At 49.1% G+C, this 23,625-nt stretch carries 18 protein-coding genes; 17 read left to right on the forward strand and 1 reads right to left on the reverse strand.

The window, feature by feature from the left end; genetic code table 11:
- Nucleotides 1-321: 321 nt before the first annotated feature.
- The 9 genes from ACGG90_RS10245 to ACGG90_RS10285 all read left to right on the forward strand — a co-directional run bounded on the left by ACGG90_RS10245 (nucleotide 322) and on the right by ACGG90_RS10285 (nucleotide 10,111).
- On the forward strand, nucleotides 322-879 hold the full coding sequence (locus ACGG90_RS10245; RefSeq protein WP_390409124.1) for a DUF1861 family protein: 558 nt from the start codon (nucleotides 322-324) through the stop codon (nucleotides 877-879).
- Nucleotides 880-967: 88 nt separating this feature from the next.
- Nucleotides 968-3,106 (forward strand): GH92 family glycosyl hydrolase, encoded by a 2,139-nt coding sequence (locus ACGG90_RS10250; protein WP_390409126.1) that lies wholly within the window; start codon nucleotides 968-970, stop codon nucleotides 3,104-3,106.
- 18 nt (nucleotides 3,107-3,124) lie between these two features.
- Entirely contained in the window at nucleotides 3,125-3,712 is a 588-nt protein-coding gene (locus ACGG90_RS10255; protein ID WP_390409128.1) for an SGNH/GDSL hydrolase family protein, read from the forward strand.
- Between the two features lie 23 nt (nucleotides 3,713-3,735).
- Nucleotides 3,736-4,611: a sugar phosphate isomerase/epimerase family protein gene (locus ACGG90_RS10260; RefSeq protein ID WP_390409130.1), complete on the forward strand. Its 876-nt coding sequence runs from the start codon at nucleotides 3,736-3,738 to the stop codon at nucleotides 4,609-4,611.
- Nucleotides 4,612-5,772: a Gfo/Idh/MocA family protein gene (locus ACGG90_RS10265; RefSeq protein WP_390409131.1), complete on the forward strand. Its 1,161-nt coding sequence runs from the start codon at nucleotides 4,612-4,614 to the stop codon at nucleotides 5,770-5,772.
- Nucleotides 5,773-5,784: 12 nt separating this feature from the next.
- Complete coding sequence (locus ACGG90_RS10270; RefSeq protein WP_390409133.1) at nucleotides 5,785-6,831, forward strand: Gfo/Idh/MocA family protein; 1,047 nt, start codon at nucleotides 5,785-5,787, stop codon at nucleotides 6,829-6,831.
- A gap of 2 nt (nucleotides 6,832-6,833) precedes the next feature.
- A complete protein-coding gene (locus ACGG90_RS10275; RefSeq protein ID WP_390409135.1) occupies nucleotides 6,834-7,700 on the forward strand; it encodes a glycoside hydrolase family 43 protein in 867 nt (288 codons plus the stop codon).
- Nucleotides 7,701-7,717: 17 nt separating this feature from the next.
- Entirely contained in the window at nucleotides 7,718-9,409 is a 1,692-nt protein-coding gene (locus ACGG90_RS10280) for a phospho-sugar mutase (RefSeq protein WP_390409137.1), read from the forward strand.
- A 93-nt stretch (nucleotides 9,410-9,502) separates the two neighbouring features.
- Complete coding sequence (locus ACGG90_RS10285) at nucleotides 9,503-10,111, forward strand: hypothetical protein (RefSeq protein ID WP_390409139.1); 609 nt, start codon at nucleotides 9,503-9,505, stop codon at nucleotides 10,109-10,111.
- 81 nt (nucleotides 10,112-10,192) lie between these two features.
- Here the strand turns inward: ACGG90_RS10285 and ACGG90_RS10290 are convergent, their stop codons facing one another.
- On the reverse strand, nucleotides 10,193-11,674 hold the full coding sequence (locus tag ACGG90_RS10290) for a DUF4185 domain-containing protein (RefSeq protein ID WP_390409141.1): 1,482 nt from the start codon (nucleotides 11,672-11,674) through the stop codon (nucleotides 10,193-10,195).
- A 416-nt stretch (nucleotides 11,675-12,090) separates the two neighbouring features.
- On the opposite strand from ACGG90_RS10290, the gene ACGG90_RS10295 reads away from it, so the two are divergent.
- From ACGG90_RS10295 to ACGG90_RS10330, 8 genes are all read left to right on the forward strand, one after another.
- Nucleotides 12,091-14,181 carry a heparinase II/III family protein gene (locus ACGG90_RS10295; protein WP_390409143.1) on the forward strand — a complete coding sequence of 697 codons (2,091 nt, stop codon included), beginning with the start codon at nucleotides 12,091-12,093 and terminating at the stop codon, nucleotides 14,179-14,181.
- Nucleotides 14,182-14,197: 16 nt separating this feature from the next.
- Nucleotides 14,198-16,207 carry a beta-galactosidase gene (locus ACGG90_RS10300; protein WP_390409144.1) on the forward strand — a complete coding sequence of 670 codons (2,010 nt, stop codon included), beginning with the start codon at nucleotides 14,198-14,200 and terminating at the stop codon, nucleotides 16,205-16,207.
- An 86-nt stretch (nucleotides 16,208-16,293) separates the two neighbouring features.
- Nucleotides 16,294-18,033, forward strand: a complete 1,740-nt coding sequence (locus ACGG90_RS10305; protein ID WP_390409146.1) for a sensor histidine kinase — start codon at nucleotides 16,294-16,296, stop codon at nucleotides 18,031-18,033.
- Nucleotides 18,034-18,049: 16 nt separating this feature from the next.
- Nucleotides 18,050-19,312: a response regulator transcription factor gene (locus ACGG90_RS10310; RefSeq protein ID WP_390409147.1), complete on the forward strand. Its 1,263-nt coding sequence runs from the start codon at nucleotides 18,050-18,052 to the stop codon at nucleotides 19,310-19,312.
- A 130-nt stretch (nucleotides 19,313-19,442) separates the two neighbouring features.
- Complete coding sequence (locus ACGG90_RS10315) at nucleotides 19,443-20,996, forward strand: hypothetical protein (protein WP_390409149.1); 1,554 nt, start codon at nucleotides 19,443-19,445, stop codon at nucleotides 20,994-20,996.
- A 96-nt stretch (nucleotides 20,997-21,092) separates the two neighbouring features.
- Nucleotides 21,093-22,049, forward strand: coding sequence for an ABC transporter permease (locus ACGG90_RS10320; protein ID WP_390409150.1), 957 nt, complete (start codon nucleotides 21,093-21,095; stop codon nucleotides 22,047-22,049).
- A gap of 12 nt (nucleotides 22,050-22,061) precedes the next feature.
- A complete protein-coding gene (locus tag ACGG90_RS10325; RefSeq protein ID WP_390409151.1) occupies nucleotides 22,062-22,952 on the forward strand; it encodes a carbohydrate ABC transporter permease in 891 nt (296 codons plus the stop codon).
- Nucleotides 22,953-22,956: 4 nt separating this feature from the next.
- On the forward strand, nucleotides 22,957-23,583 hold the full coding sequence (locus ACGG90_RS10330; RefSeq protein WP_390409153.1) for a DUF624 domain-containing protein: 627 nt from the start codon (nucleotides 22,957-22,959) through the stop codon (nucleotides 23,581-23,583).
- The last annotated feature ends 42 nt before the right edge of the window (nucleotides 23,584-23,625 follow it).

The raw sequence follows: 23,625 nt of genomic DNA on the forward strand, positions 1-23,625 counted from the left end.
CAGAATCGTCGTTGGTCTGGTAACTTGAGGCACTGATTGGCAAGTTGCCTAAAGTTGATACGATGAAGAAACTCTTGGAACAAAACGAGCCCGGCGTCATTTGAAAGTTGACCGCCGTCGGCGGTCACAGTCACATTGGTATTGCATTGCAGGGATAAGCTGGTTAAAGTTGAGATGGTGTGAAGCCTCGCTTTCGTGATGGTTTTTGTCGACTTAACCTTAGCATATAGGCGCACCCAATGGGTGAAACACCAAAGCAGCGCAGTCCCGTGTGAATCATGGGATTGCGCTGCTTTTTTGAAATTCTATGAATAATCCAGGATGAAAGATATTCGGTTGGTTGAGTTGGCAGATGGCCGCATCGGCATCTTCTCGCGGCCGCGGGACAAAGACGTGCTGGCTAAATATGGCAGCGAATCGATGGTAGGCTTTACGATTATTGATTCACTTGATCAACTGTCATCACAGGTGATCCAAGACGCTGAGTATTTGCCAGGCTTGTTCAGCGATAACGAGTGGGGCGGGTGTAACCAGGCCTTCTTGTTAGAAGATGGGCAAATCGGGGTGTTAGGCCATGTGTCTTATCTGGAAGATGGCACATCAGTTTATATGAACATGTCCTTTGTGTTGGATCCAGTCACTCGTGAATACCATGATTATCACTTGATTGCCACGCGGGCTTCATTCCCGCAAGGCCCAGCCAAGCAGCCGGCGCTGACCGATTGTGCCTTCACCAGTGGCATGGTCGTTCGCGATGATGGTTTGGTCGACTTGTACAGTGGCATCAATGATGTTCAAGAAGGGCGTACCGCGATTCCTTATCCTTTTGCAGGCCATGGGCAAATCGTGTGTGCCGGCTATCAGGTAGGCCAAGGCTGATTTTAATGACAAGTGGAGTGGGCCAAAACTCGGAGACCTCGGGTTTTGGCCCGTTCTGCATATTCGAACATCAATGACGAGGTGGATGATGTTTAATATTGAGGATATTGATACGCGGCACGGCACGCATAACATGCCTGAGTTGTCACATGGCAATTGTTTACCATTGACAGGGCTGCCTTATGCGATGAATTATTTCGCCGTGGAGAATCAACCGTCATCGTGGTTCTTCGACCCGGCGATGCCGTATCTGACTGGAATTCGTCTGACGCATCAGGCCAGTCCGTGGATGCGTGACTTCTGCACCTTAAGCCTGTTGCCGTTTAGTGCTCAACCAAAGTTGAAGATGGCGTCATATGAACCTCAAACAGCGGCGTTTCACCCGCATCACTTGCATTTGCAGTCCACCGCCGGACAGTGGGCACTCGACTTGGTCCCGACTGAATATGGCGCTGTGCTGCAGTTGACCAGTGCGTTAGCTACCAAAGGGTTTCATTTGACGCGCTTGGTTAACGGAGCGGCGAAGCAGCTTGATGCGCAAACCATCAGTGGGGTGAGTCAAGAAGCTGACCCTTACCACAGCCATCCGCTGATTTTATACTTTGTGTTGCATTTCTCGCAACCAGTCACACTGGTACAAGATGGTGAGGGCTATGTTGTTACTGCCGACACGACTGCAACGCTTAAAGTTTCGTTGGGGACATCGTTTATCAGTACAGAATTGGCGCTTCGTCACTTGCCGACAACGTCACTCGCAGAATCGCTGGCTGCGGCCAAACGCGCTTGGCAAGCCAAGCTGGCGCGGATCTCGGTGCAAGATCATGATGCAGGTAATGTGGCAACTTTCTATCATAACCTATGGCGGACCAGCCTGTTTCCAATGCAGTGTTGGGAGGAAGAAGAAGGCCAGCCGATCCATTACGATGTTTATGCAGACACGGTGCGGCCTGGATACTTATATATGAATACCGGCTTCTGGGATACTTCGCGGACGGTGTTCCCGTTGTTGACGCTGATCGATCAGCCTGAATTAAAGAAAATGATGGCGGGTTTTCTGAACAGTTATCGCGAGTCTGGCTACCTGCCGAAGTGGTTGGCACCTGAAGAAACCGGCGGGATGCCAGGCACGTTGTTTGATACTGTAATTGCTGATTTGGCGGTCAAAGGTATTTGCTTGGATGATATGCCAGAATTCTTGCAGGCAATGATCCATTCCGCAGAAGACCAAAGCTCGATTACCAATTACGGGCGAAATTATATCGATGACTATAAGCAGTATGGCTATGTACCAATTTCTGACAAAGAATCAGTGAACCATACCTTAGACTACAGCTACAGTGACTTCAGCGTGAGCCAAGTGGCCCGCGTGCTAGGAGACGAGACCACGGCTAAGAAGTATTGGCAACGCGCCAAGTCTTATCGGCGTTTGGTTGATCCTAAGCGCAACTTCGTGGTTGGTCGCGATATTGATGGGCACTTCCGAGAAAACTTTGATCCATTGCGCTGGGGTGGGGACTACACCGAAGGCAATGCCTGGCAAGAGACTTACATGGTTTATCACGATATCGAAGGTTTGCGGCAAAGCTTCTCATCACCGCAAGCATTTGATCAGCAGCTGACGGAGTTGTGCAACCAACCTGCTGCCTATCAAGTGGGCAGCTATGGCTTCATTATCCATGAAATGCGTGAAGCTGAGGCGTTGAAGTTTGGTCAGGTTAATATCGGCAATCAACCATCGTTTCATTTGCCTTATCTGTTTAGCTTCATCAACAAGTCCTATGCGATGCAACCAATGCTTAAGCGCATGATGTTGGAGCAGTTTAACGCCGGTTGGGATGCTTATCCAGGGGATGAAGACAATGGCAGTATGGCGGCGTGGTATGTGTTCAACTCGTTGGGGTTGTATCCGTTCTGCCCAGGAACCGGCGAGTATCTGCTAGGTATTCCACTGTTTGACCAAGCGACGATCCACTTGAGTGATGGACCGGCAGTGACTGTGACAGCTGCGCAGAATGACTTGCACCATCAGTTTGTCGATCACGTGGTGTTCAATGGTGCGCAGCAGAAGCAATGTTTCATCACGCATCAGCAGTTAGCCAGTGGCGGGACTTTGGCCTTTACCTTAGGCGTGGTGCCTAATGAAGCGTGCTATAACGCTGATGCACCGTTCTCGATGACTAAAGCTGAAACCGCCCAGCAGCAAGCCGGCGGTGACTCAAATAGATGATAAGCGGAGGATTTATCAATGAAAAGAGTACTGTTATTAGGCGATTCGATTCGTATGGGTTATCAAGATAATGTTAAGCAACTGCTGCAAGGGGACTTTGATGTGATCGCACCAGAAGGCAACGGGTGTGATTGCTCCAGTACGCTGTGGCAGGTCAATCAGATCTTCAAACACGCAGACGCGCCGTTTGATGTGATCCATTGGAATAACGGCTATTGGGACATGAACATCGAAGCGCCGATGCAAGAGGCACTGCATCCGCTTGATGAGTATGTGAAATATTTACTGCGCTTGGTTCCGTTGCTTAAAGCCCATACGACGCATTTGATTTTTGCCAACAGTTTGCCAGTTGAACGAGAAGGGGAAAGCGTGGATAACTCAGGCACTGGGGCGATGATCCATTATCAGAATAATTGGGTGAAAGCTTATAACAAAGCGGCTGAAGCCGTGATGCTATTGGATAATGTGCCAATCAATGACCTGTATTCACTGTGCTTGCAAGAGCCGGGCTATTACAAATCACCAGACCATCTTCATCTTAATGATAAAGGTAATCAGGTGCTTGCTGAAGAAATCGCGACCGTAATCAGAAACCTGTATGCATGATGACGGTTGGCGGAGGAAAGCGTATGGAAAATTTTACCGTTTCGGCATTTGCCGACGAAATTGCGCCTGATTTGCCCACGCAGATCCGCGCACTGAAGGCCAATGGCATCAGCCACCTGGAGTTGCGGGCAATCGATCACACCAGTGTCAGTGATTTTACCTTAGAGGCCGCAAAAGCCTATCAAGCGCAGCTGGCAGCCAATGGGTTGCAAGTGTCCAGCATCGGTTCACCAATTGGCAAGATCCGTATCGATGAGCCTTTTGCGCCGCATCTGGCGCGCTTTGAACATACGCTGCAAATTGCACGCATCTTTAAGAGCCCATATGTGCGGATGTTTAGCTTCTACTTACCAGAAGCTGGCGGCGACTGGGCGCAATACCGTGATGAAGTCATCGCCCGGTGGCGGCAATTTTTGCAAAAGGCTAAGGCTTATCCGGAAATCACGTTGCTGCATGAGGATGAAAAAGAGATCTTCGGCGATACACCAGAACGCTGCTTAGATCTGGTCACCACACTAAATGATCCACAGTTGCAGCTGGCTTTTGACCCGGCTAACTTCGTGCAATGTAACGTCCAAGTCTTTCCGCATGCGTTGGCTTTGTTGAAGCAACACGTGGTTTACATGCACATTAAAGATGCGGTGTATGCAGACGGCCATGTGACACCGGCGGGGCAAGGCGAAGGGCGAGTCCAAGACGTGTTGACGGCCTTGGTTGCTGAAGACTTCCACGGCTTTGCCTCGATTGAACCACACTTGACGATGTTTGACGGCTCCGCGGAACTTGAGAATAGCGCCGTTTCCTTCCAACGCGCCCGCGGGGATGGCGAGGTATTGTTTGATGTTGCTGCAGAGGCGCTGCGCAAGCTGTTTGCGACAATGGGACAGAGGTGGCAATAAATGGCAAAGCTAAGAATCGGCATCATTGGAGTGGGCAATATCGGTTCGCTACACGCCAGCTATCTGGCTCCTGGTAAAATCGCCAACGCAGAGCTGGTGGCGTTGTGCGACATTGACCCGCAGAAGTTGGCTGCAGCAGCCGAGCGGTTCGGTGCGCAATATAAACAATACGCAACATCTGACGAATTGCTGCAAGACCCGGATATCGACGCGGTGATCATCTCCACACCACACTACTTCCACCCAGTGATCGCCCAAGCGGCGATGGCAGCTGGCAAGCATGTGTTAAGTGAAAAGCCCGCCGGTGTTTATACCCAAAATGTGCGCGAAGCGATCGAAATGTCCAAGCGGCATCCAGAGTTGACCTATGCGTTGATGTATAACCAGCGGATGAATCCGGTGTATCAGAAAGCCCGCGAAATCGTGCAAAGTGGCCAACTCGGCGAACTGCGGCGTACCAATTGGATCATTACTGACTGGTATCGCTCGCAGAGTTACTATAATTCTGGTGGCTGGCGCGCGACTTGGGCTGGTGAAGGCGGCGGGGTCTTGTTGAATCAAGATCCGCACCAACTGGACTTGTGGCAATGGATCTGTGGCATGCCTAAGCGTGTGATGGGTTTTGCGTATTTTGGCAAGCGCCGTGATGTCGAAGTGGAAACAGAAGTTACCGCCTATGTTGAATATGCCAATGGCGCCACCGGGGTTTTTGTGACCACGACCACCGAAACGCCAGGGACGAATCGCTTCGAAATCGTCGGTTCCAAAGGCAAGCTCGTCATTGAAAACCAGCAGATTCGCTGGTGGCAAAGTGAAGTCGACGAAGCTGAGTGGAATGCGACGTATACTGGCGGCTTTGGTGAACCGCCATGTCATGAGGTGCCGTTAAATGTGCCATTCGATGGTGATTCTGGGCATCAACAAGTGGTGCAGAATTTCGTCAATCATATCTTGTTTGATGAGCCGCTGATGTCACCAGCCAGCGATGGCATTTATGGGCTGAGTATTTCCAATGCGATCCATCTTTCAGCTTGGCAGAAGCGCTGGGTCGATTTGCCAATCGATGAAGAACTGTTCTTGAAAGAACTGAAGGCGCGCATCGCCACTTCCAAAGTCAAGCAGACGCAATCGATCACACTTGATACGAAAGGCACGTATTAAAGGAGAAAGCAAATGCTTAAATTTGGCATTATTGGTTGCGGTGCGATCGCCCATGCGCATGTTGATGCGATCGCCAGTATCCCAGACGCGCAGTTGGTGGCGTGTTGCGATATCAATCAAGCAAAGTTGCAAGCTTTTGCCGCAAGTCACGGCGACTTGCAGGCGTATACAGATTATCATGACCTCTTGGCTAGCGATGTGGATGTGGTTACGATCGCTACCCCACATTATCGCCATGCAGAAATGACGATCGCTGCCTTGGCGGCTAATAAACACGTGATTTGCGAGAAACCCATGGCCAAAACCGTCAGTGAAGCAGATGCGGTGTTGGCCGCTGCGCAAGCAAGCCAAGGTACTTACACGGTATGCTTCCAGAATCGCTTCAATCCGTCGTTTGTCGCTTTGAAACAATTACTGGCACAAGGCACGCTGGGTCAGTTGAAAGGCGTGAAGTGTGAATTAACGTGGCATCGAGATAATGCATATTACCAAGCGGCTGATTGGAAAGGCCGCTGGGCCACTGAAGGCGGCGGGGTGTTGATCAATCAAGCGATCCATACCTTAGATGCGCTTTGTTGGCTGTGCGGACAGCCGCAACGCGTCAAAGGGCGGATCATGACGAGTTTGTTAGACGGGGCAGTCGAAGTTGAAGATGCCGCAATGGCCACGGTGGTTTTACCGCATCAAGTCAATGCTGTGGTGTTTGCAACGAATGATTATTCCAGTGATCCTGACCCGGTGATGACTTTTGACGGCACTCAAGGAACCGCTACTTTGACGATGCATGAGCTGCGGCTCAATGGTGAATTGATCGAGGATCAAGTCGGCGCTGTCGTGGCCGGGAAGAAGGCAGTTTGGGGCGATGGTCATCGGCGTTTGTTTCGCGCCTTTGTTAACCGCATCGAAGGGATCGACGACCCACTGATCGGTTATTTGCCTCAAACAGACGGGCGTGACGCCTTGGCGTTATTGACTGGGATCTATCAAAGCAGTGCCAGCGGGAATTGGATCGAGCTGGCTAAGTCAGGCGATTTATTGGATAAGAGATTGGAGGAGTAGTATTGAACCCTATCATTGAAGGTTATTATGCGGATCCTGAGATCCGGCTGTACGGGGATGAATATTGGCTGTTTGCGACTACCTCGTGTCAGCGGCCGCAACAGACGTATTTTGACGCATTCCATAGTCCAGACCTGAAGCATTGGACCAAAGAGAAGGCTGTGTTGGACATTGCCAATGTGGCTTGGGCCGAGCGTGAATTGTGGGCGCCGACACAATTTACGTGGCATGACAAATACTATATCGTGTCTGCGGCCAACGATATCAAGAACGATGATGAAGTCGGCGGGTTGGGATTAGCTGTCGCGGATCAGCCACAAGGACCTTATCGCGATGCTTTGGGTCATCCGTTGATCGGCAATTTCATCAACGGCGCGCAGCCGATCGATCCGCATGTGTATATCGAAGACGATCATGTTAACCTTTATTACGGCGGTTGGGGCCACTGCAACCTGGTGCAATTCAATGATGATCTAACCGGATTTAAGCCGATGGCCGATGGCGCCATTTTCCGCGAAGTCACGCCTAAAGGCTATGTTGAAGCACCGTGCATGATCAAGAAAGACGGCACTTATTACTTCATGTGGTCAGAAGGGGTTTGGTCGATGGCAGGCTATCAAGTGGTGTACGCCAAGGCGCAGTCGCTTGAAGGACCATTCATTCCAGAAGCCGTCATCTTAAAGGGGGACGATCGCGTCGCTGAAGCACCAGGGCATCATTGTGTGGTCCAAGATCGGCAAACCGGCGATTGGTGGATCATCTACCATCGTCGCGCCTTGGGTGAAAAGGATGGTTCTAATCGCGTCTTGTGCATGGATCGCCTTGAATTTGACGCTGATGGGAATATTTTGCCAGTCAAGATGAGCTGACGGAGGTGAAGTTAACCATGAATGAAAAAGCACGTTATCAGCGTTGGGTCGCTGAAGCAACTGAAGATCCGGATGTCACAGCAGAACTTAAGGCAATGGCTGGTGATGAAGCGTTGATCCAAGATGCTTTCTATCGAGATTTGGCTTTCGGTACCGGCGGGTTGCGCGGTACGATCGGTGCTGGCACCAATCGTATGAATATCTATACGGTTGCCAAAGCATCACAAGGCTTGGCCAATTACGTCATCGCCAATTTTCCACAGGGGCAGCGGCGTATTGCAATTTCTCGCGATTCGCGGCATAAGTCTGAATTGTTTGCACAAGTGGCCGCAGGGGTTTTCGCAGCAAATGGGATCCAAGTTGAAATATACCGCGAGATCATGCCCACGCCTTGTTTGAGTTTTGCCACACGGGAGCTGCATTGTGCCGCCGGGATCATGATCACGGCTTCGCATAACCCGGCCAAATACAACGGCTATAAGGTCTACGGGGCTGATGGCTGTCAGATCACCACCGAAGCGGCAGCGGTGATCTTGGCGGCAATTGAAGCCATCGATCCATTCGAGGATGTGAAACAAGTCGCCTTTTCTGACGCGGTCGCCTCCGGCCAAGTGGCGTTCATCACCGATGACGTCTATGATCGCTTCGTAGCCGCGGTGCACGGCGAATCGTTGGTGGCTGATGATGACCATATTGATCGTGATGTGGCGATTGTGTACTCGCCGCTGAATGGCACCGGGTTAAAGCCGGTCACCCGTACCCTTAAAGAAGCTGGCTTCACCAATATCTTTGTGGTGCCGGAACAAGCGCAACCAGATGGTGATTTTCCTACTTGCCCATTTCCCAATCCTGAGATCAAAGAAGCCATGGCGCTGGGGATGCAGTACGCGGCCGCACGAGGCGCAGACTTGTTATTAGCCAACGATCCGGATTGTGATCGCGTTGGGACTGCAGTGCGTGATAGTAACGGTGAATATGTGCTGTTATCTGGCAACGAAATGGGCATGCTGCTGCTGGATTATATTTGCACAAGGCGGTTGGCTAACGGCACCATGCCGCAAGATCCGGAGCTGGTCAAGACGATCGTAACGATCGATATGGCTGAGCGCATTGCCGCTCATTATGGGGTCAAAACGGTCAATTTACTGACTGGGTTTAAGTTTATCGGTGAAGAAATCGGCCGCTTAGAAGCTGCTGGCCGCCGCGATTCGTACATTTTTGGCTTTGAGGAATCGTATGGTTATCTATCTGGTACCTACGTGCGCGATAAAGACGGTGTCGATGCGGCGTTTTTGATTTGTGAGATGTTTGCCTATTATCAAACGCGCGGGATCACCTTGCTTGAGAAGCTTAACCAGCTGTATGACGAATATGGCTATTGTCTCAATACCTTACATAGCTATGAATTTGATGGCGCGGCAGGCAGTGCGAAGATGCAAGGTATCATGGCCAACCTGCGCGATTCGCGTATCGAAAGCTTTGGCGGCAAGTCGGTGGTTGAAGCCGTCGATTACGCCACAGGTGTAGGCAGTTTGCCTAAAGTCGATGTGCTGAAATTCAAGCTGGCAGACCATTGTTCAGTGACGATCCGGCCAAGCGGCACCGAACCCAAGCTGAAAACTTATCTGTCTGTTTCAGCAGCCAGTCGTGCGGATGCGCAAGGTATTGAAGCCGCGATGACTGAAGAATTAAACCAGTATTTTAAATGAGTCATGGTATTTGCGGCAATGAGCTGATCAAGGCTGTCATTCACTTGGCGAGTTGGCTAGAATGGGAGTAACGACAAAGGGAGCTGATCACCAATGATCAAAACACAAGTTAAAGAAGTGCTGCATTCCAATCGCAGCAGAAAAGAGAAACTGCAATATTTGCTGCAGATCTATTGGTGGATCGGCGCGATTATCATTGCTGCAGTCGTGCTCATCGGAGCGGTGGTGATCGCCACCCCGAAGAAGAAAGCATCGGTTCTGGATGTGACAGTGTTGACCAGTCAGAATCAGCCCAATCATCAAGCCGACATGACCAAGGCCTTTAACAAGTGGGTTAAATATGATCATCGATCCCATCAGCTGAATGTCATTTGGGGCACAACCAGCGATGCAGCGGCGCAAGAGAAATTCATCACGACGCTGGCAGCTGGGGATGTCGATTTGGTGATCTCAGACCAAAAGCAATATCGGCAATACGCTAAAGACAAGGGTTTGGCACCATTGCCTTTGACAAAAGCACAGCTTAGCCGGTTGCATGATGATTTAATGTTTGATAAACGCGGGCATGCGCTAGGTGTGCGCGTTGAAGCGTCACCACAATTGCGGAAATGGCAGATGAAGAACTTAGTATTGTATGTGCCGATACGATACAATCATAAAGCTAATATCAAACAGGTTGTACGAAAATTGTTTGAACCGTAGAAGCTGATGGGTATCATCGGCTGTACTAGAAGGACCCCGTAATCTCGATTTCTGAGATCGCGGGGTCCTTTTAACGATTCTTTACTGAAGCTGGATCAGCCGGACAAATCGAGGATGGTAGATATCAGCATTCTCCTCATGTTCATCCCAACTGGTCGTATTGACGTTATAGGATACAAGCAGTTCGTCATTTGAGGAAAGCGCCAAATGCGCCTTGGCGTTATACACATAAATGGTGCTGCTGTGTTCGGCTTCATGTTCATAATACAGCGGCAGCTTGTGGGTGAACGGGCCTTCTGGTCGATCGGCAGTATACATGCACAACCTGCCGCCTGGACCCCATTCCTGCCAGATCAAGACATATTTACCAGCATAGAAACCCGATTCACAGTAGCTGACGCTAAATTCACTGGAAACTTCTGGCGCCACCGGTACTGCAGCTTTAGGATCTTTGACCCAGGTGGTGCCATTGTAGTATTCCCAAGTGTCAAAGTGCGCGAAGTCTTTGGCCACCATCCGCGCCACCACAGGGCGATGGGTTTCCCATTCCTGGACCCCGTAGGCATAAAGCAGGTCATCCGCTTGCGGATAATGGGCTTTGCGCAAATAAGCAGAGGTAAAAATCGTTTCTTTACCATTATCAGCTCGATAGCGCATCGGGGCAAACTCTTGTGTTACCGAGTCCAAGTCAATTCTCCCGTCTTTAACGGCAACACTCAGATGGACCACCCCTTCAAAAGCGAACTCAAAACCTTCTCGACCTTCAGGATTTGGTACCACAATTAATGGCAGAAAGTGCAACCGTTCGCCGATCAAGACCCCGTCTTGCATCCAGAAATAGGCATCTTTGCGCAGATTCAAATTCTTTGCTGGCGTGAACAGGCTAACCGGCTTTTGGTTTTGATCGGTTTGGTAGCTAAACCTGATTTTGGTGGGGTTGGGTTGCTGACCATCCAATACTGCCATACTATTATTGATCATTACATCGTTGACAAGGTGGCGCGTTGGCTGATCAACTTTGCCGATGAAGCTGTCACCAAATACAAAAGCCACACGTGACTGATCATCAAGGTCTGTCAAATCAAAGCTATAAATACCGTCGCCGCCAGTCCAGCCTTCCTTTTGCGGTAATAGGTCTGACCATTCAGGGGCAGGGACTGCCAACACGCCAACTCCAGAAACAAAAGTGATTTGTTTGATTCCAACAGCGTCAAAGAACTCATTTTCCTGCATCGTGTGCTCGTTGGTATCTGTTGCGTTCGATGACGCAATCAACCGGACATAGCGCACTGCTTGGTTAGCCAAGTCGATCGATTCGGCGTCTGTTTCGGCACCGCGGGAATATGTTGACCACTGTGCGCCATCAAAGGATACTTGAATGGCAAGCAAGGTATGCGTAGCGGCTTGGGTCTGAAGCTTGATCGTCTTTAACGGCACAGTAAATTGAAAATCACCTTTAAGTGCAAGTGCTTGTCCAAATTCGGCTGGCGCCGCGGTATCAAGCTGCCAGTATTGACATTCAAACTGTTGATTGCTGGCCTTGGGGAATTGTTCTTCTGGCATGACTTTCCTGACTTTCTTATTGTTTGATTGCTCAAATTCAATGGAGATGTAAGTGGAATCGTTTTGCTCGCGTTTAATATATAGGCTTGCAGCATATAATGTCAACGCTTACAGATTAAGCCGTGAAACATGATATGCGTTTTATAGCATTTGCTTGGGAAGGGATGCTGCGCTAACCCACCCGGCAGAGGGGTGTCAAGGGTGTTGGAGAAGGTATCGTATGGGTGAAGCAGGAATTGTAAAGCGTGCAGAATATTACCGTTACGGTGATTGAGTTAAATGCATTCGTGATGCTCACAATTGTAAGCGATTGCGAATGGCGAGTTAAGAAAGTACCATTATCGCAAAAAGTTACTATTCACCTTCTGGAAGCGCTTTAGTATCGTGAGTGTGAATTACTATGGAGGTGTCAACAAATGCATCAGGTGTTCACACAGTTAGATTTAGCGCGTCCTGAACTTGAGGCGGTTCGCCACGCTGTGCGCGATGGCGCAGAGCCAGACGCCTTGGCAGCGTTAATCGCGTATTATCGCCAGCGGAATAATTTCAAAGGTTTCCTATTCGGCGGCGGTCGCAGCTATGATAGCGTGGTGGCTGATATGCACCAACTGCCACAACCAGAGCAGGCCCATGTGCTGCAAGTGGCTGAAGCATTAATGCAGCACGAGTTTCTTTTCCAAGAACCTTGGGATATGGAGCGGACACAAGTGCCGTATCGCTTTACTGGCGATATCGACTGGGAGTTAAATCCTGCACATGATCCGGAATGGACATTCATGTTAAACCGGCAGAACTATTTGAACGTGTTGGCGCAGGCCTACTTATTGACGGGAGATACCAAGTATACTCGGCTGTTTGAATCGCTAGTCAGCGATTGGATCGGCAAGAATGCGACGCCAGAAGGGCACACACAAACAAGCTGGCGTTCCATCGACGCGGCCATCCGCTTGCGCAACTGGGTGAAAGCGTTAGAGATCTTCTTACATGACGAAAGTTTTGATCCGCGTGTTTTGGCGGATATGTGCAGTGCTGCGGCAGTACATCTGCAATATTTAACACGAGGCTGGAACTTAAATCGCTTGCAAACCAATTGGGTCGTGATCGAAGCCAACGGCGCCTACATCGGCGGCTTGTTCTTTCAGGAATTATCAGTGGCCTCAGGCGTTGTCGCCCAGTGTCTGCCTTATGTTGCCCAAGCTGCTTTAACGCAAGAAACGGCTGAAGGGATGCATTGGGAGCAGTCCAATCAATATCACAACGAAGTATTATTAAAGCTAGCGGAAATCGAATTACTGGCCAAACGCAACGATCGGGGACTGCCTGTAGCGATCCCTGCGGTTGTGCGCAGAATGGCGATCGCCGCCGCCAGGTTTAGAAAACCTGATGGTACTCAAGATAATTATGGCGATAGTGACCGTGAGTATCTCGATGATTTGCTGGTGTTGATCGAACAGATTACCGGTTTGACCCTGCTGGACCGGCATACTGTTGCGGTGCCGAATCGATTGGTGTTGACCCATTATGGGCGCGTGGTCCCTAAGCCTGACCCAACAGTGCCAGCATTTGATCAATCGTATGCGTTTAATGAAGCGGGCATCTATTTGTTTAAAGATCCCCAGATTCAACTGCATGCGCGCTTCAAGTGCGGTTTCTTAGGGCATGGCCATGGGCATGATGATTTGTTGCACGTCGCGTTATTTGCCCATGGTGAAGATATTCTGGTTGATTCTGGGCGGTATAGCTACGAAGACGCTCATCATCATCGCTTGGCCTTTAAGTCGCCGCAGTATCATAACACCTCGATGGTTGATGGTATTGCGATCAATGAACATGCGAACTGCTGGGATGCCAAGAAAGTGACGCACGCCGTCAACGCACATGCTGCCTTTAAGCCGGGCTTGGATTTTGCAGAAGGCGGGCACCTTGGTTATCTCGATTTGTCGCAGGCGCTGTACACCAATCGGAAGGTCTTGTATGTGAAGCCGGATCTGTTTGTGATCGTCGATGAATTCATTGGCGCAGGCAGCCATCAATACCAGCAATTCTACCATTTTAAACGCAACCAACTGAGTTTAGGCGACGCGGCTAATACCTTGGTGTACCACGATCAAGCGGCGCGACCGTATTATGTGACGACGTTTGATTCTAACGCGGATGCGCATGGCAGTTACACCTTAAGCAGCCAAGCTGTTTCTGATGACTACAATGAGCAGCATGAAGCACCAATGGCGACTTACACGGTGAGCGGATCAGCGCCGTTATCGATATGCACGTTTATCACGTTAAGCGGGGTGCCAATTTCGATCACGCCGGTTGCTGTTCAGAATGAGTATGGCAGCGATCGCCGCAGCAGTAATGCATCGGCCTTCAAGCTGGGTACTGAGCGGTATCTGGTGATTAACCACTTCGAAGATGCAGATTCGCGGCGCGGGTATCTCGTCGATGGGCATCAGGTATATGGACGGGTCGCATTGGTCACGCCGGCTGGGATCATCCGGGCGTATTAAGATAAGGAGTAATGAGATGACAACGCAATTTAAACATATTCTGTACGGTGGTGACTACAATCCTGAACAGTGGCCTGAGAAAGTATGGGACGAGGACATTCAGGTGTTCAAGAATACTCAGATCAACACGGCAACGATCAACGTTTTTTCTTGGGCCAATATCCAGCCTGAAGAAGACGTCTATGATTTCACAGAACTAGATGCGATCGTGGCCAAGCTTTCTGGGGAAGGCATTGATATGATCTTGGCCACGTCGACTGCCGCTATGCCAGCGTGGCTGTTTCACAAGTATCCAGAAGTGGCACGAGTCGATTATCAAGGCTTGACCAATAAATTTGCCAGTCGGCATAATTTCTGCCCGACAAGCCTGGTTTATCGCCATTTTGCACGATTACTCGTCGAAAAAATCGTTGCACGTTATCATGATAATCCGCATATCGTCTGCTGGCATGTGAATAATGAGTATAACGGACGCTGCTATTGTGAACGCTGTGAGCAGGCATTCCAGTTGTGGTGCAAGCGCAAGTATCAAACAATCGATGCGTTAAATACTGCTTGGAATATGACTTTCTGGAGTCACCGACTGACTGACTTCAATCAGATTGTTCTGCCTAACGGGCGCGGGGATGGGGTACACCCTAACGCGCCATATTATCCAGGAATGGCGATTGATTATCTGCGTTTCAACTCTGGACAGATGCTTAATTTGTACAAAATGGAGCGTGACATCATCAAAGCCAGCGGCAGTACCATGCCAATCACGACAAACTTCATGGGTGCTTATAAGTGGGTCGATTACGCGACATGGGCTAAGGAGCTGGATATCATCTCCTGGGATAATTACCCAGCATATGATACGCCTTGGAGCAATGTCGCGCTCGTTCACGACTTGATGCGGGGGCTAAAGCAACAGCCGTTTATGGTGATGGAGCAAACGCCTAGTCAGCAGAATTATCAACAATACAATGCGCTCAAGCGCCCTGGCCAGTTGCGGGCCCAGAATCTGCAAGGCATCGCGCATGGGGCTGATGCGTCGCTGTATTTTCAATTGCGTCGCTCGGTTGGTGGGGCAGAGAAATTCCACGGGGCCGTCATCGAACATTCTGGACGCACCGATACTCGGGTGATCCATGAAGTGGCCAGCGCTGGGGAGGCATTGGCGAAGCTAACGCCGGTTGTTGGTGCGCAAACGCATGCCTCAGTGGCGTTGGTGTTTGATTGGCAAAGCTTCTGGGGTGTGGAATACGCCAGCGGACCGACCAACGAGATGCATTATGTGCAACAGATCCAATATCTGTACGATTATTTCTACAAGCGTAATATCCCAGTAGAGCTAATCAGCCCAGCGGCAATTGATGCGCGTTATGCTTTGGTAGTTGCGCCTGTTTTGTACATGGTCACGCCAGAAATTGCCCAACAGATCGAAGCTTATACTAGCCAAGGCGGCGTGTTTGTCACCACTTATATGAGCGGGATGGTCGGTGATTCAGATAACGTTACCTTAGGCGGATACCCAGGACTGTTACGGGATGTCGTGGGCTTATGGGTCGAAGAAAGTGATGCAATTTGGCCGGATAAACGCAATCAGGTGACCTTTGCTGATGGGACTACTGGTGAATGCGGGTTCTTGTGTGATCTTGCGCATGCAACTACGGCGTCGGTAGTTGCCAGCTATGCCAGTGATTTTTATGCCGGGATGCCGGCAGTGACACAGAATAATTATGGCAAGGGTCAAGCTTATTATCTGGCGACTCAACTTGATCGCCAGACGTTGGCGCACTGCCTGGACATGATCTGTGCAGTGGCGCAGGTGACCGCATTGACCAAGCAGCCTAGTGCCTTAGAAATCAGCCGACGCGAGAAAGATGGCGTACAATATGATTTCTTGATCAACTTCACCGCTCAAACCCAACCGATACCCGATGAATATGTTGGTGCGCGCGATCTGCTGTCAGGAGCAGTGATCGAAACCGGTCAAAGCTTGACGCAGTACATGGCGCTGGTTGCCGTTAGAACAACTAAGTAAGCGCTTGTAATACGTGCTATGATAGTCATAGTCTGAATTTCTGCGGTGTCCGCCAAGGGTGGGCACCGCTTTGTGGGGATGGGGTTATGACACATAAGAAGGGTTCATTAACGATCCGCAGCTTGATGCTGATTTTTATTCTGTTTGTCAGCGTGATTCTGGTGACGTTCGGGACGATGACGTATTATATTGTCCAGCAATCCGAGCGGACGATGATCGGTAACGCCAAAAGTCAACTCAATTACTTGGATGATCGCTTAGACAACGGCTTACAATCGGCGCAGTTTGGCGTGGCCAGCTTGCTGGATAACGAAACGCTGGATAAGGTCGCTGATCCAACCTTGGATAGTAAACCAAGCCAAGCAGTCGACCAGGTACGCACGATTACTTCCACTCTGCAAGGCGTGGTGTCAGGCTCACAGGTGCTGGGCAGCGTCAGTGTCTATTGGCGTAAGCAGGATCGACTAATATCCGCAAATACCCTGGATCAATCTGCAGAAGCCGCATTGCGCAAAGCCATTAAGAAGATTGATCAGCCTGGTTGGTACTATGTCAAGAACGTCGGTTTCTACTATGTGAATTTCAATCCTTTCAATGCGATCATGCGCAGCCAAGACCACTATACCTTTCTGGTGGCAGGCAAGGTGCGCCAAGATTACTTATTCAACCTAATTGACGACGCGAGTACCACCGCTGGGATTACCACAGCCTTCAGTTATCATAACGGCACAGTCGTCAGTCTTAAGGCTTTCCCTGAGTCGATTAAACCGTTGCTGAAGCAATATGATCACCAAGGGGTCACTGAATTCTCCAGACGGATGATTATCAAAGGCAGTGCCGTGCAAGTGATTGGCATCAAGAACACGCGCGCAGACGGATGGTTGATCTCACAGATCCATATTGGTCAAACCGCTCAGTCGATGGTGCGGACTGTTTTATTTGCAACGTTGGGGCTGTTGACCTTGGCCGTATCTGCAGTTGGGATCGCGGCGTTGTTCTATTTCAAGATCTATCGGCACCTGAAAGTCTTATTCAAATATTTAGGCACTGCAGAGCGCGGCGATTATACGGCACGGATCCCCGAGACCAATGATGGTGAATTCCAGCGCGTATTTGCCAAATACAATGACATGGCTGATCAGACACATACGTTATTGGAGAACTTGAAGCGGGAAACTGCGCTGCGACAAACCGCAGAATTTCGCCAATTGCAAGCGCAGATCAATCCTCATTTCTTCTACAACAACTTGCTGTTTATCATGTCGATGGCTGAGACATCGCCGCGAGCAGTTACGATGATGACCAGCCATCTTGCAGAATATTATCGTTACGTTACGAAGAAGAACACTAGCAAAGTCACGTTAGAACAGGAGTTGACCTTCACTGAGAACTATTTGACAATCATGAGTCTGCGCAAGGAAATTGATTTCTTTGTGGATTATCCGCCTGAACTTGGGGACCAGCCGTTCATGCAGCTGATCCTGCAGCCGTTAGCAGAGAATGCTATTTACCATGGCATCGAAGGGCGAGTCGGGGCTCATGAAGTCAATGTTGTCGTCAGCTATGCTGATGCAGGCTATCAAATTGCAGTGACAGATGACGGCCGCGGGATGACCTTAGGTGAAATCGCGACTTTGGAGGCACGGATCAATGCGCCGCTGCCGGAAGTTAACGGTAGTGTGGGGTTATGGAACGCCAATCAGCGCCTGATCAACAAGTATGGCCAGGCCAGCCGGCTGCATTTTGCAGTGGCCGATGTTAAGTCGCAAGTCGGACTGGTTGTATCGTTCTGGGTACCATTAATGACGGGGGACGCAAAAGAATGAGAGGGGTTAAATTCGGATGCAAGTGCTGATCGTTGATGACGAACAATATATTACAGAGTATCTGAAACACTTGGTCGACTGGCAACGCTTCGGGTTTCAGACGGTGCATGTGGCGCATAGCGGCGAAGAGGCGTTGGCCAAGTTGGCTAAGCACAGCGTTGCCTTGGTGATTACGGATATTCGGATGCCTGAAACAACCGGCCTAATGTTGAGCAGACAGATCATGGAGCAGTATCCCCAAACGAAGGTCATGTTGCTGTCTGGGTATTCAGATTTCGGTTATGCGCAAGAAGCGATCCACTATGGGGTGAGTGACTACTTGTTGAAGCCGCTGACTGAGGAACGATTAGCGAAGGCCTTAACCGACTTCATCACCAAATATCCGGAATTAGTATTGAATACCACTGATCCAGAGCAAGCCCAGAAGGCCTTGGTCCACTTGATCAATGCTGTAGCGGGGCTGATTCAGCCGCCCTTGAATGATGATACGCAACGGGTGCTGCGCTTCTTTCGCGGACCGAATGAAGCCACTCTGCAGTTGCCTGAGTCCAGTTGTGTTTGGCGCGGGGTTAGAGAGGCTTTTGGTTATGCGCCACAAAGTTGGTCGGCGGCCGGCTTAGCGTATTCGGCACCCTTTAGCTTTGCCAACGAGCAAACGCTGCGGGAAGCTTTCTACCAGTTCTTTGGTGGGGTACCGTACGCTGGCAATGCGTCAGCCACCACTACCGTTTCTGGTGAACTGGCTAGCGATCCTGCGGCAATGCTGACTTTAATTGCGGATTTACCAACCAACTTAAAGCCGGTATGGTTAGTGACCTTGATGGCCCATATTGCCGGGGCATCAGGCAAGCTAGACGCTGCTTGGCTGTTGGAGTTGAAGCGTGCGGATATGACATTGGCCCATGCTTTGATCACTCAATTACAGAATCGGACCACAGTGAATAACGCCAAGGTCACTTCCAAGGACGTCATTGCCAAGGTTAACGAATATGTTGATGCGCATCTGAATCAGAACCTGACGCTTGAAACGCTAGCCGCTAAGGTATACCTGCATCCAGCGTATTTATCTAAGTTATACAAGCAAGTCACTGGTGAGAATTTCTCAACATACTTAGCCACCAGGCGCATCGAGAAAGCAGCCAAGTTGCTGCTTGAGTCAACCCTGATGGTGTCAGACATTGGCAAAATGGTAGGCTACCATACTTCGCAATATTTCATTCGTATATTCAAAGAACAATATGGGATGACGCCGCAACAATACCGCCGGGCTAATTTGTAGGAATACCTAAGCGTACTAGAAAGCGCAAACAAACTGTTAAAGGTTGTTATTACGATGTCGTAATTGTGTTATTTGCGAATTGTAAGCGTTCGCTTAAAGTTAAGATGTTCAGAAGAAAGGGAGGATTAAGATGAAACGGCGGTACATAGCAATTGGATTGACGTTACTTGCATCTTTAGGCATCGTAGCAGGGTGTGGTAAGAAATCTGCAGACTCTACTAAGACCAAGAGTGATGCAGATATCACGGTTTGGGATCCCTATTTAGCTCCTTCGTCGACAGTTTCCAGTTGGAAGAAATCTCCATTCCATACAGGCCTAGCTAAAGCAAGCGGTATTAAAGTTGATTGGCAATTCCCATCTGAAGGGACAGATTGGGCACAAGCTTACAACTTAATGATGTCCGAGAAAACTAAGCCCGATATTATTCATTATACATTGCGTAGTGAAGCAGAAGCTTACATCAAAGATGGCACGATTTACGATCTCACGAAATTATTACCGAAGAAAGCACCGAATTACTGGAAATTTTTGAAGAGTCATCCAGAATTTGATAAGGCGGTTAAGACTGATAGCGGGAAATACTTTGGCTTTGGGTTCTTCCGTGAAGACCCGTCTCAAGGAATTTTCATTGGCCCTCAGATTAGACAAGACTGGTTGGATGCTGATGGGTTGAAATCTCCGACAAATATCAAGGAGTGGGAAGCCGTCTTAAAGGACTTCAAAGAAAAGCATCATGCGACCATGGCCTGGGTTAACGACAAGATGGATCCGGGTTTAGCGGGGGCATTTGGCGCCTACGCGACTGCCTTACCAAGTTGGTATATCGATAAAGACGGCAAAACCGTTAAGTTTGCTCAAGCTCAGCCAGAATGGCGTAATTACATGGCTTGGTTACACAAGATGTACCAGAAAGGCTACATCGATCCAGATGTTGTGACCATGGATGATGCCGCTTTGGAAACTAAGGTCTCAAATGATAAAGTTGGGATTGCCTTTACGTATGGTTCACGGTTGACGATTTTTAACGATAATGCCAAGAAAGCTGGCAGTAAAGCAAACTGGCAACCTGTGATGTATGCCAATCAGGCGGATGGCAAGAAGTCTGCTTCAATTTACGCCAACGGACAAGTAGCAAGTGATGCTTGGGTCGTGACGACTTCTGCTAAGGGTAAGGAACTCGACAAAGCCTTGAAGTGGTTAGACTACGCCTATTCCAAGGAAGGCAACTTGTACTGGAACATGGGGACCAAAGGCGTCTCTTACACGATGAAGGATGGCAAGCCGGTGTACACTGACAAGGTCTTGAAGGCTAAGATCGGTATCTCTGAAGCACGGAAACTCTATACTGGGAATACTGGTAGTGGACTGGGTATGCAAGACGTGTCTGCTACTGCTACCAACGCCTCTTCTATTAAAACTGGTGATGTTTGGTTCAACAATAATAAGGCGGCCGCTGATGCCCGCTTGAATCAACCAATTTCGATGACTTCCGCTGAAAGCAAAGAGTTTGCAACGATTTCAAACACATTAAACACCTATGTCACCGAAAATGCCTACAATTTCATTACTGGCGATAAACCAATCTCGGAATATGATGATTTTGTTAAGGAACTTAACAAGCAAGGGTTAAAGAAGCTTGAGAAAATTCGTCAGGCGGCATTTGATCGTTATCTGAAGCGTTAATATTCCAATCAGTGGGGGAGGGTGTGCAAGTTAAGATGGCACCCTCTTTTGTTTTACTCTCGCCGTAGTAATCGATATTAGAAAGGAGTCATTACAATGAACGAAGCGCTTACGCCACCGAAGATCGGTCAAGTGAAGAAGAAGACTTTCAAGACTAGAGTCGCGGCAGATTTCAAACAGAACAAAGTCAAGTACTTGATGATCTTACCGGTGATCATTTACTTCATTGTCTTCGCTTACCGACCAATGTATGGTGTACTGATCGCCTTTCAAGACTATAAGCCGAATTTAGGGATGGCAGGTAGTCCTTGGGTAGGGTTTGAGAATTTTCGTCGGTTTTTCGCGGATCCGTCTGCACCGCGAATCATCATGAACACGTTCCGCATCAGTATCTGGAGTATCATATTTGGATTCCCAGCGCCAATCATCTTGGCATTGTTGATCAATGAGATTCGCAATAAGGTCTTTAAGCGCGTCATTCAGACTGTTACTTATATGCCTTATTTCATTTCGTTGGTTGTGATGTGCGCCTTGGTCAAGACATTCACCCAATCAGATGGTTTCATCAGCCACATTATTTCTAACTTTGGGGTGATTCAAGGTAACTTGCTGGCAAATAAGGCTTTCTTCCTACCGATTTATATTATTTCGGGGATTTGGCAGTCGGTGGGCTGGGATTCCATCATTTATTTAGCCGCTTTGTCAGGTATCGATCAAGAGCAGTATGAAGCTGCACGCATCGATGGCGCCGGGCGCTTTAAACAGATGTTGCACGTCACCTTACCCGGTTTGCGGCCAACGATTATCATCTTATTCATTCTTCGCATGGGTGGGATCCTTGGGGTTGGCTTCGAGAAGATCTTGCTGCTGTATTCGCCATCCACGTATCAGGTTGCCGATGTTATCTCGACTTATGTGTATCGGATGGGGATCTTGAATGCCGACTTTAGTTATAGTACCGCGATTGGGTTATTTAATAACGTGGTCAATATCTGCGTTCTCTTGTTGGCCAATAAAATCGCGCAAAAGACGACTGAACAAGGGCTATTTTAGGAGGTGAGTCTCATGCAACGAACGAAAACAATTAAAGAGGGGTTTGGCAGCCGTACGTTTGATGTGGTCAATGCGCTGTTCATGGCCTTCTTGATGATCGTGTGTTTCTATCCGATCTGGTATGTGGTCATGGCATCTGTATCCAACAGTGCTGATGTGACACGAAGTGGTGGGATCATCTTCTGGCCGCATTCGTTCAACTTAGGCGCGTATACCCAGGCGTTAACGCATCCCTTGATTGCCAGTGGGTTTCGTAACATCTTTATCATCTTGCTGCTGGCGCTTCCATTAAATATAGTAATGACCCTGCTTTGCGGCTATTTCATGTCTGCCAAGAATGTGATGTTTAAGAAATATATCGTGGGCTTCATCATGGTCACCATGTTCTTCAGTGGTGGTTTAATTCCATCATATTTGAACATGAAGAGTTTGGGCTTGTATGATAATTTGTGGGCGTTGATCATTCCTGGGGCGTTGAGTGTCTATAACGCGATTATTTGTAAATCAGCAATCGATGCAATCCCGGAAAGTCTGTTTGAATCAGCCCGTATGGACGGTGCAACGGATTTTACGATCCTGTTCAAAATCGTAACACCGTTGATTAAGCCAACCTTAGCAGTTCTGCTACTGTATTATGGCGTTGGTCACTGGAATTCGTGGTTCGGTGCATCCATTTATATCAAAGATAATACCTTGTTACCAATTCAGAACGTGTTGCGGGCAGTCCTGTTGGCTAATACCGATACGTTGAGTCAAGGGGCCTCCTCGGATACGGTCAACAACTTCGCTGAATCGATCAAGTACGCGGCTATCGTCTTATCAACAATTCCGATTCTGTGCATTTACCCATTTGTCCAGAAGTATTTCGTTAAAGGGGTCATGATTGGTTCTGTGAAGGGATGATATAATGCGTTTCTTAGTTGATCCAAAAACCAAAAGTTTCAAATTTCTATCGACATTGCTGGATCTATTCTTCTTGAACATGTTGTTCTTGATCACGAGTCTGCCGTTGGTCACGCTGGGGCCCAGCATGTTGGCCCTGCATGCCACGACAATGGCGATGGTGACCGGGAAGAATCCAAATGTGTTGTCAGCGTATTTTGGCACTTGGCGGCATGAACTTGGGCGAGGCTTTGCTTTAAGCGGTGTTGTATTGGCCTTGATTGTGATGTTGTGGTTGGCCTTAGCGTGTCTGCCAGTGTTAGGTGGGATCAGCCACATCATTGGCTTGATCGGGGTGATGCTACTGGCAGTGGTGGGCGTCATCATGATTATGTATGTCTTCACCTACACCGCGCGGTACCAAGATGGTTTCTTTCATTCCTTGAAGGTATCCATGCAGATCGCGTTGCTGAATTTGAGGACGACGCTGCTGGTGATCGGGGTGATTGGGGCAATCTTGTTGCTGTTTAGTTTCAGCGCCTTCTTCTTCACCTTAGGAACGCTGCTGACATTGCTGTTCGGGTTTGCTGCTGCTGCGTATTTTGTTTGCGATAAGCTATATCCGGTTTTCTTACAGTATGAGTATCAGTAACGTTTAACGATGGCTGGCGGATCACGGGTGATCGTGATCCGC

Source organism: Lacticaseibacillus jixiensis (assembly GCF_042847315.1).
GTDB classification, from domain to species: Bacteria; Bacillota; Bacilli; order Lactobacillales; family Lactobacillaceae; genus Lacticaseibacillus; species Lacticaseibacillus jixiensis.

Coding starts and splice junctions, on each gene's coding strand:
- ACGG90_RS10310 (WP_390409147.1), top strand. CDS start 18,050: ATGCAAGTGCTGATCGTTGATGACGAACAATATATTACAGAGTATCTG.
- ACGG90_RS10325 (WP_390409151.1), top strand. CDS start 22,062: ATGCAACGAACGAAAACAATTAAAGAGGGGTTTGGCAGCCGTACGTTT.
- ACGG90_RS10280 (WP_390409137.1), top strand. CDS start 7,718: ATGAATGAAAAAGCACGTTATCAGCGTTGGGTCGCTGAAGCAACTGAA.
- ACGG90_RS10315 (WP_390409149.1), top strand. CDS start 19,443: ATGAAACGGCGGTACATAGCAATTGGATTGACGTTACTTGCATCTTTA.
- ACGG90_RS10245 (WP_390409124.1), top strand. CDS start 322: ATGAAAGATATTCGGTTGGTTGAGTTGGCAGATGGCCGCATCGGCATC.
- ACGG90_RS10255 (WP_390409128.1), top strand. CDS start 3,125: ATGAAAAGAGTACTGTTATTAGGCGATTCGATTCGTATGGGTTATCAA.
- ACGG90_RS10330 (WP_390409153.1), top strand. CDS start 22,957: ATGCGTTTCTTAGTTGATCCAAAAACCAAAAGTTTCAAATTTCTATCG.
- ACGG90_RS10320 (WP_390409150.1), top strand. CDS start 21,093: ATGAACGAAGCGCTTACGCCACCGAAGATCGGTCAAGTGAAGAAGAAG.
- ACGG90_RS10285 (WP_390409139.1), top strand. CDS start 9,503: ATGATCAAAACACAAGTTAAAGAAGTGCTGCATTCCAATCGCAGCAGA.
- ACGG90_RS10250 (WP_390409126.1), top strand. CDS start 968: ATGTTTAATATTGAGGATATTGATACGCGGCACGGCACGCATAACATG.
- ACGG90_RS10300 (WP_390409144.1), top strand. CDS start 14,198: ATGACAACGCAATTTAAACATATTCTGTACGGTGGTGACTACAATCCT.
- ACGG90_RS10265 (WP_390409131.1), top strand. CDS start 4,612: ATGGCAAAGCTAAGAATCGGCATCATTGGAGTGGGCAATATCGGTTCG.
- ACGG90_RS10295 (WP_390409143.1), top strand. CDS start 12,091: ATGCATCAGGTGTTCACACAGTTAGATTTAGCGCGTCCTGAACTTGAG.
- ACGG90_RS10290 (WP_390409141.1), bottom strand. CDS start 11,674: ATGCCAGAAGAACAATTCCCCAAGGCCAGCAATCAACAGTTTGAATGT.
- ACGG90_RS10305 (WP_390409146.1), top strand. CDS start 16,294: ATGACACATAAGAAGGGTTCATTAACGATCCGCAGCTTGATGCTGATT.
- ACGG90_RS10260 (WP_390409130.1), top strand. CDS start 3,736: ATGGAAAATTTTACCGTTTCGGCATTTGCCGACGAAATTGCGCCTGAT.
- ACGG90_RS10270 (WP_390409133.1), top strand. CDS start 5,785: ATGCTTAAATTTGGCATTATTGGTTGCGGTGCGATCGCCCATGCGCAT.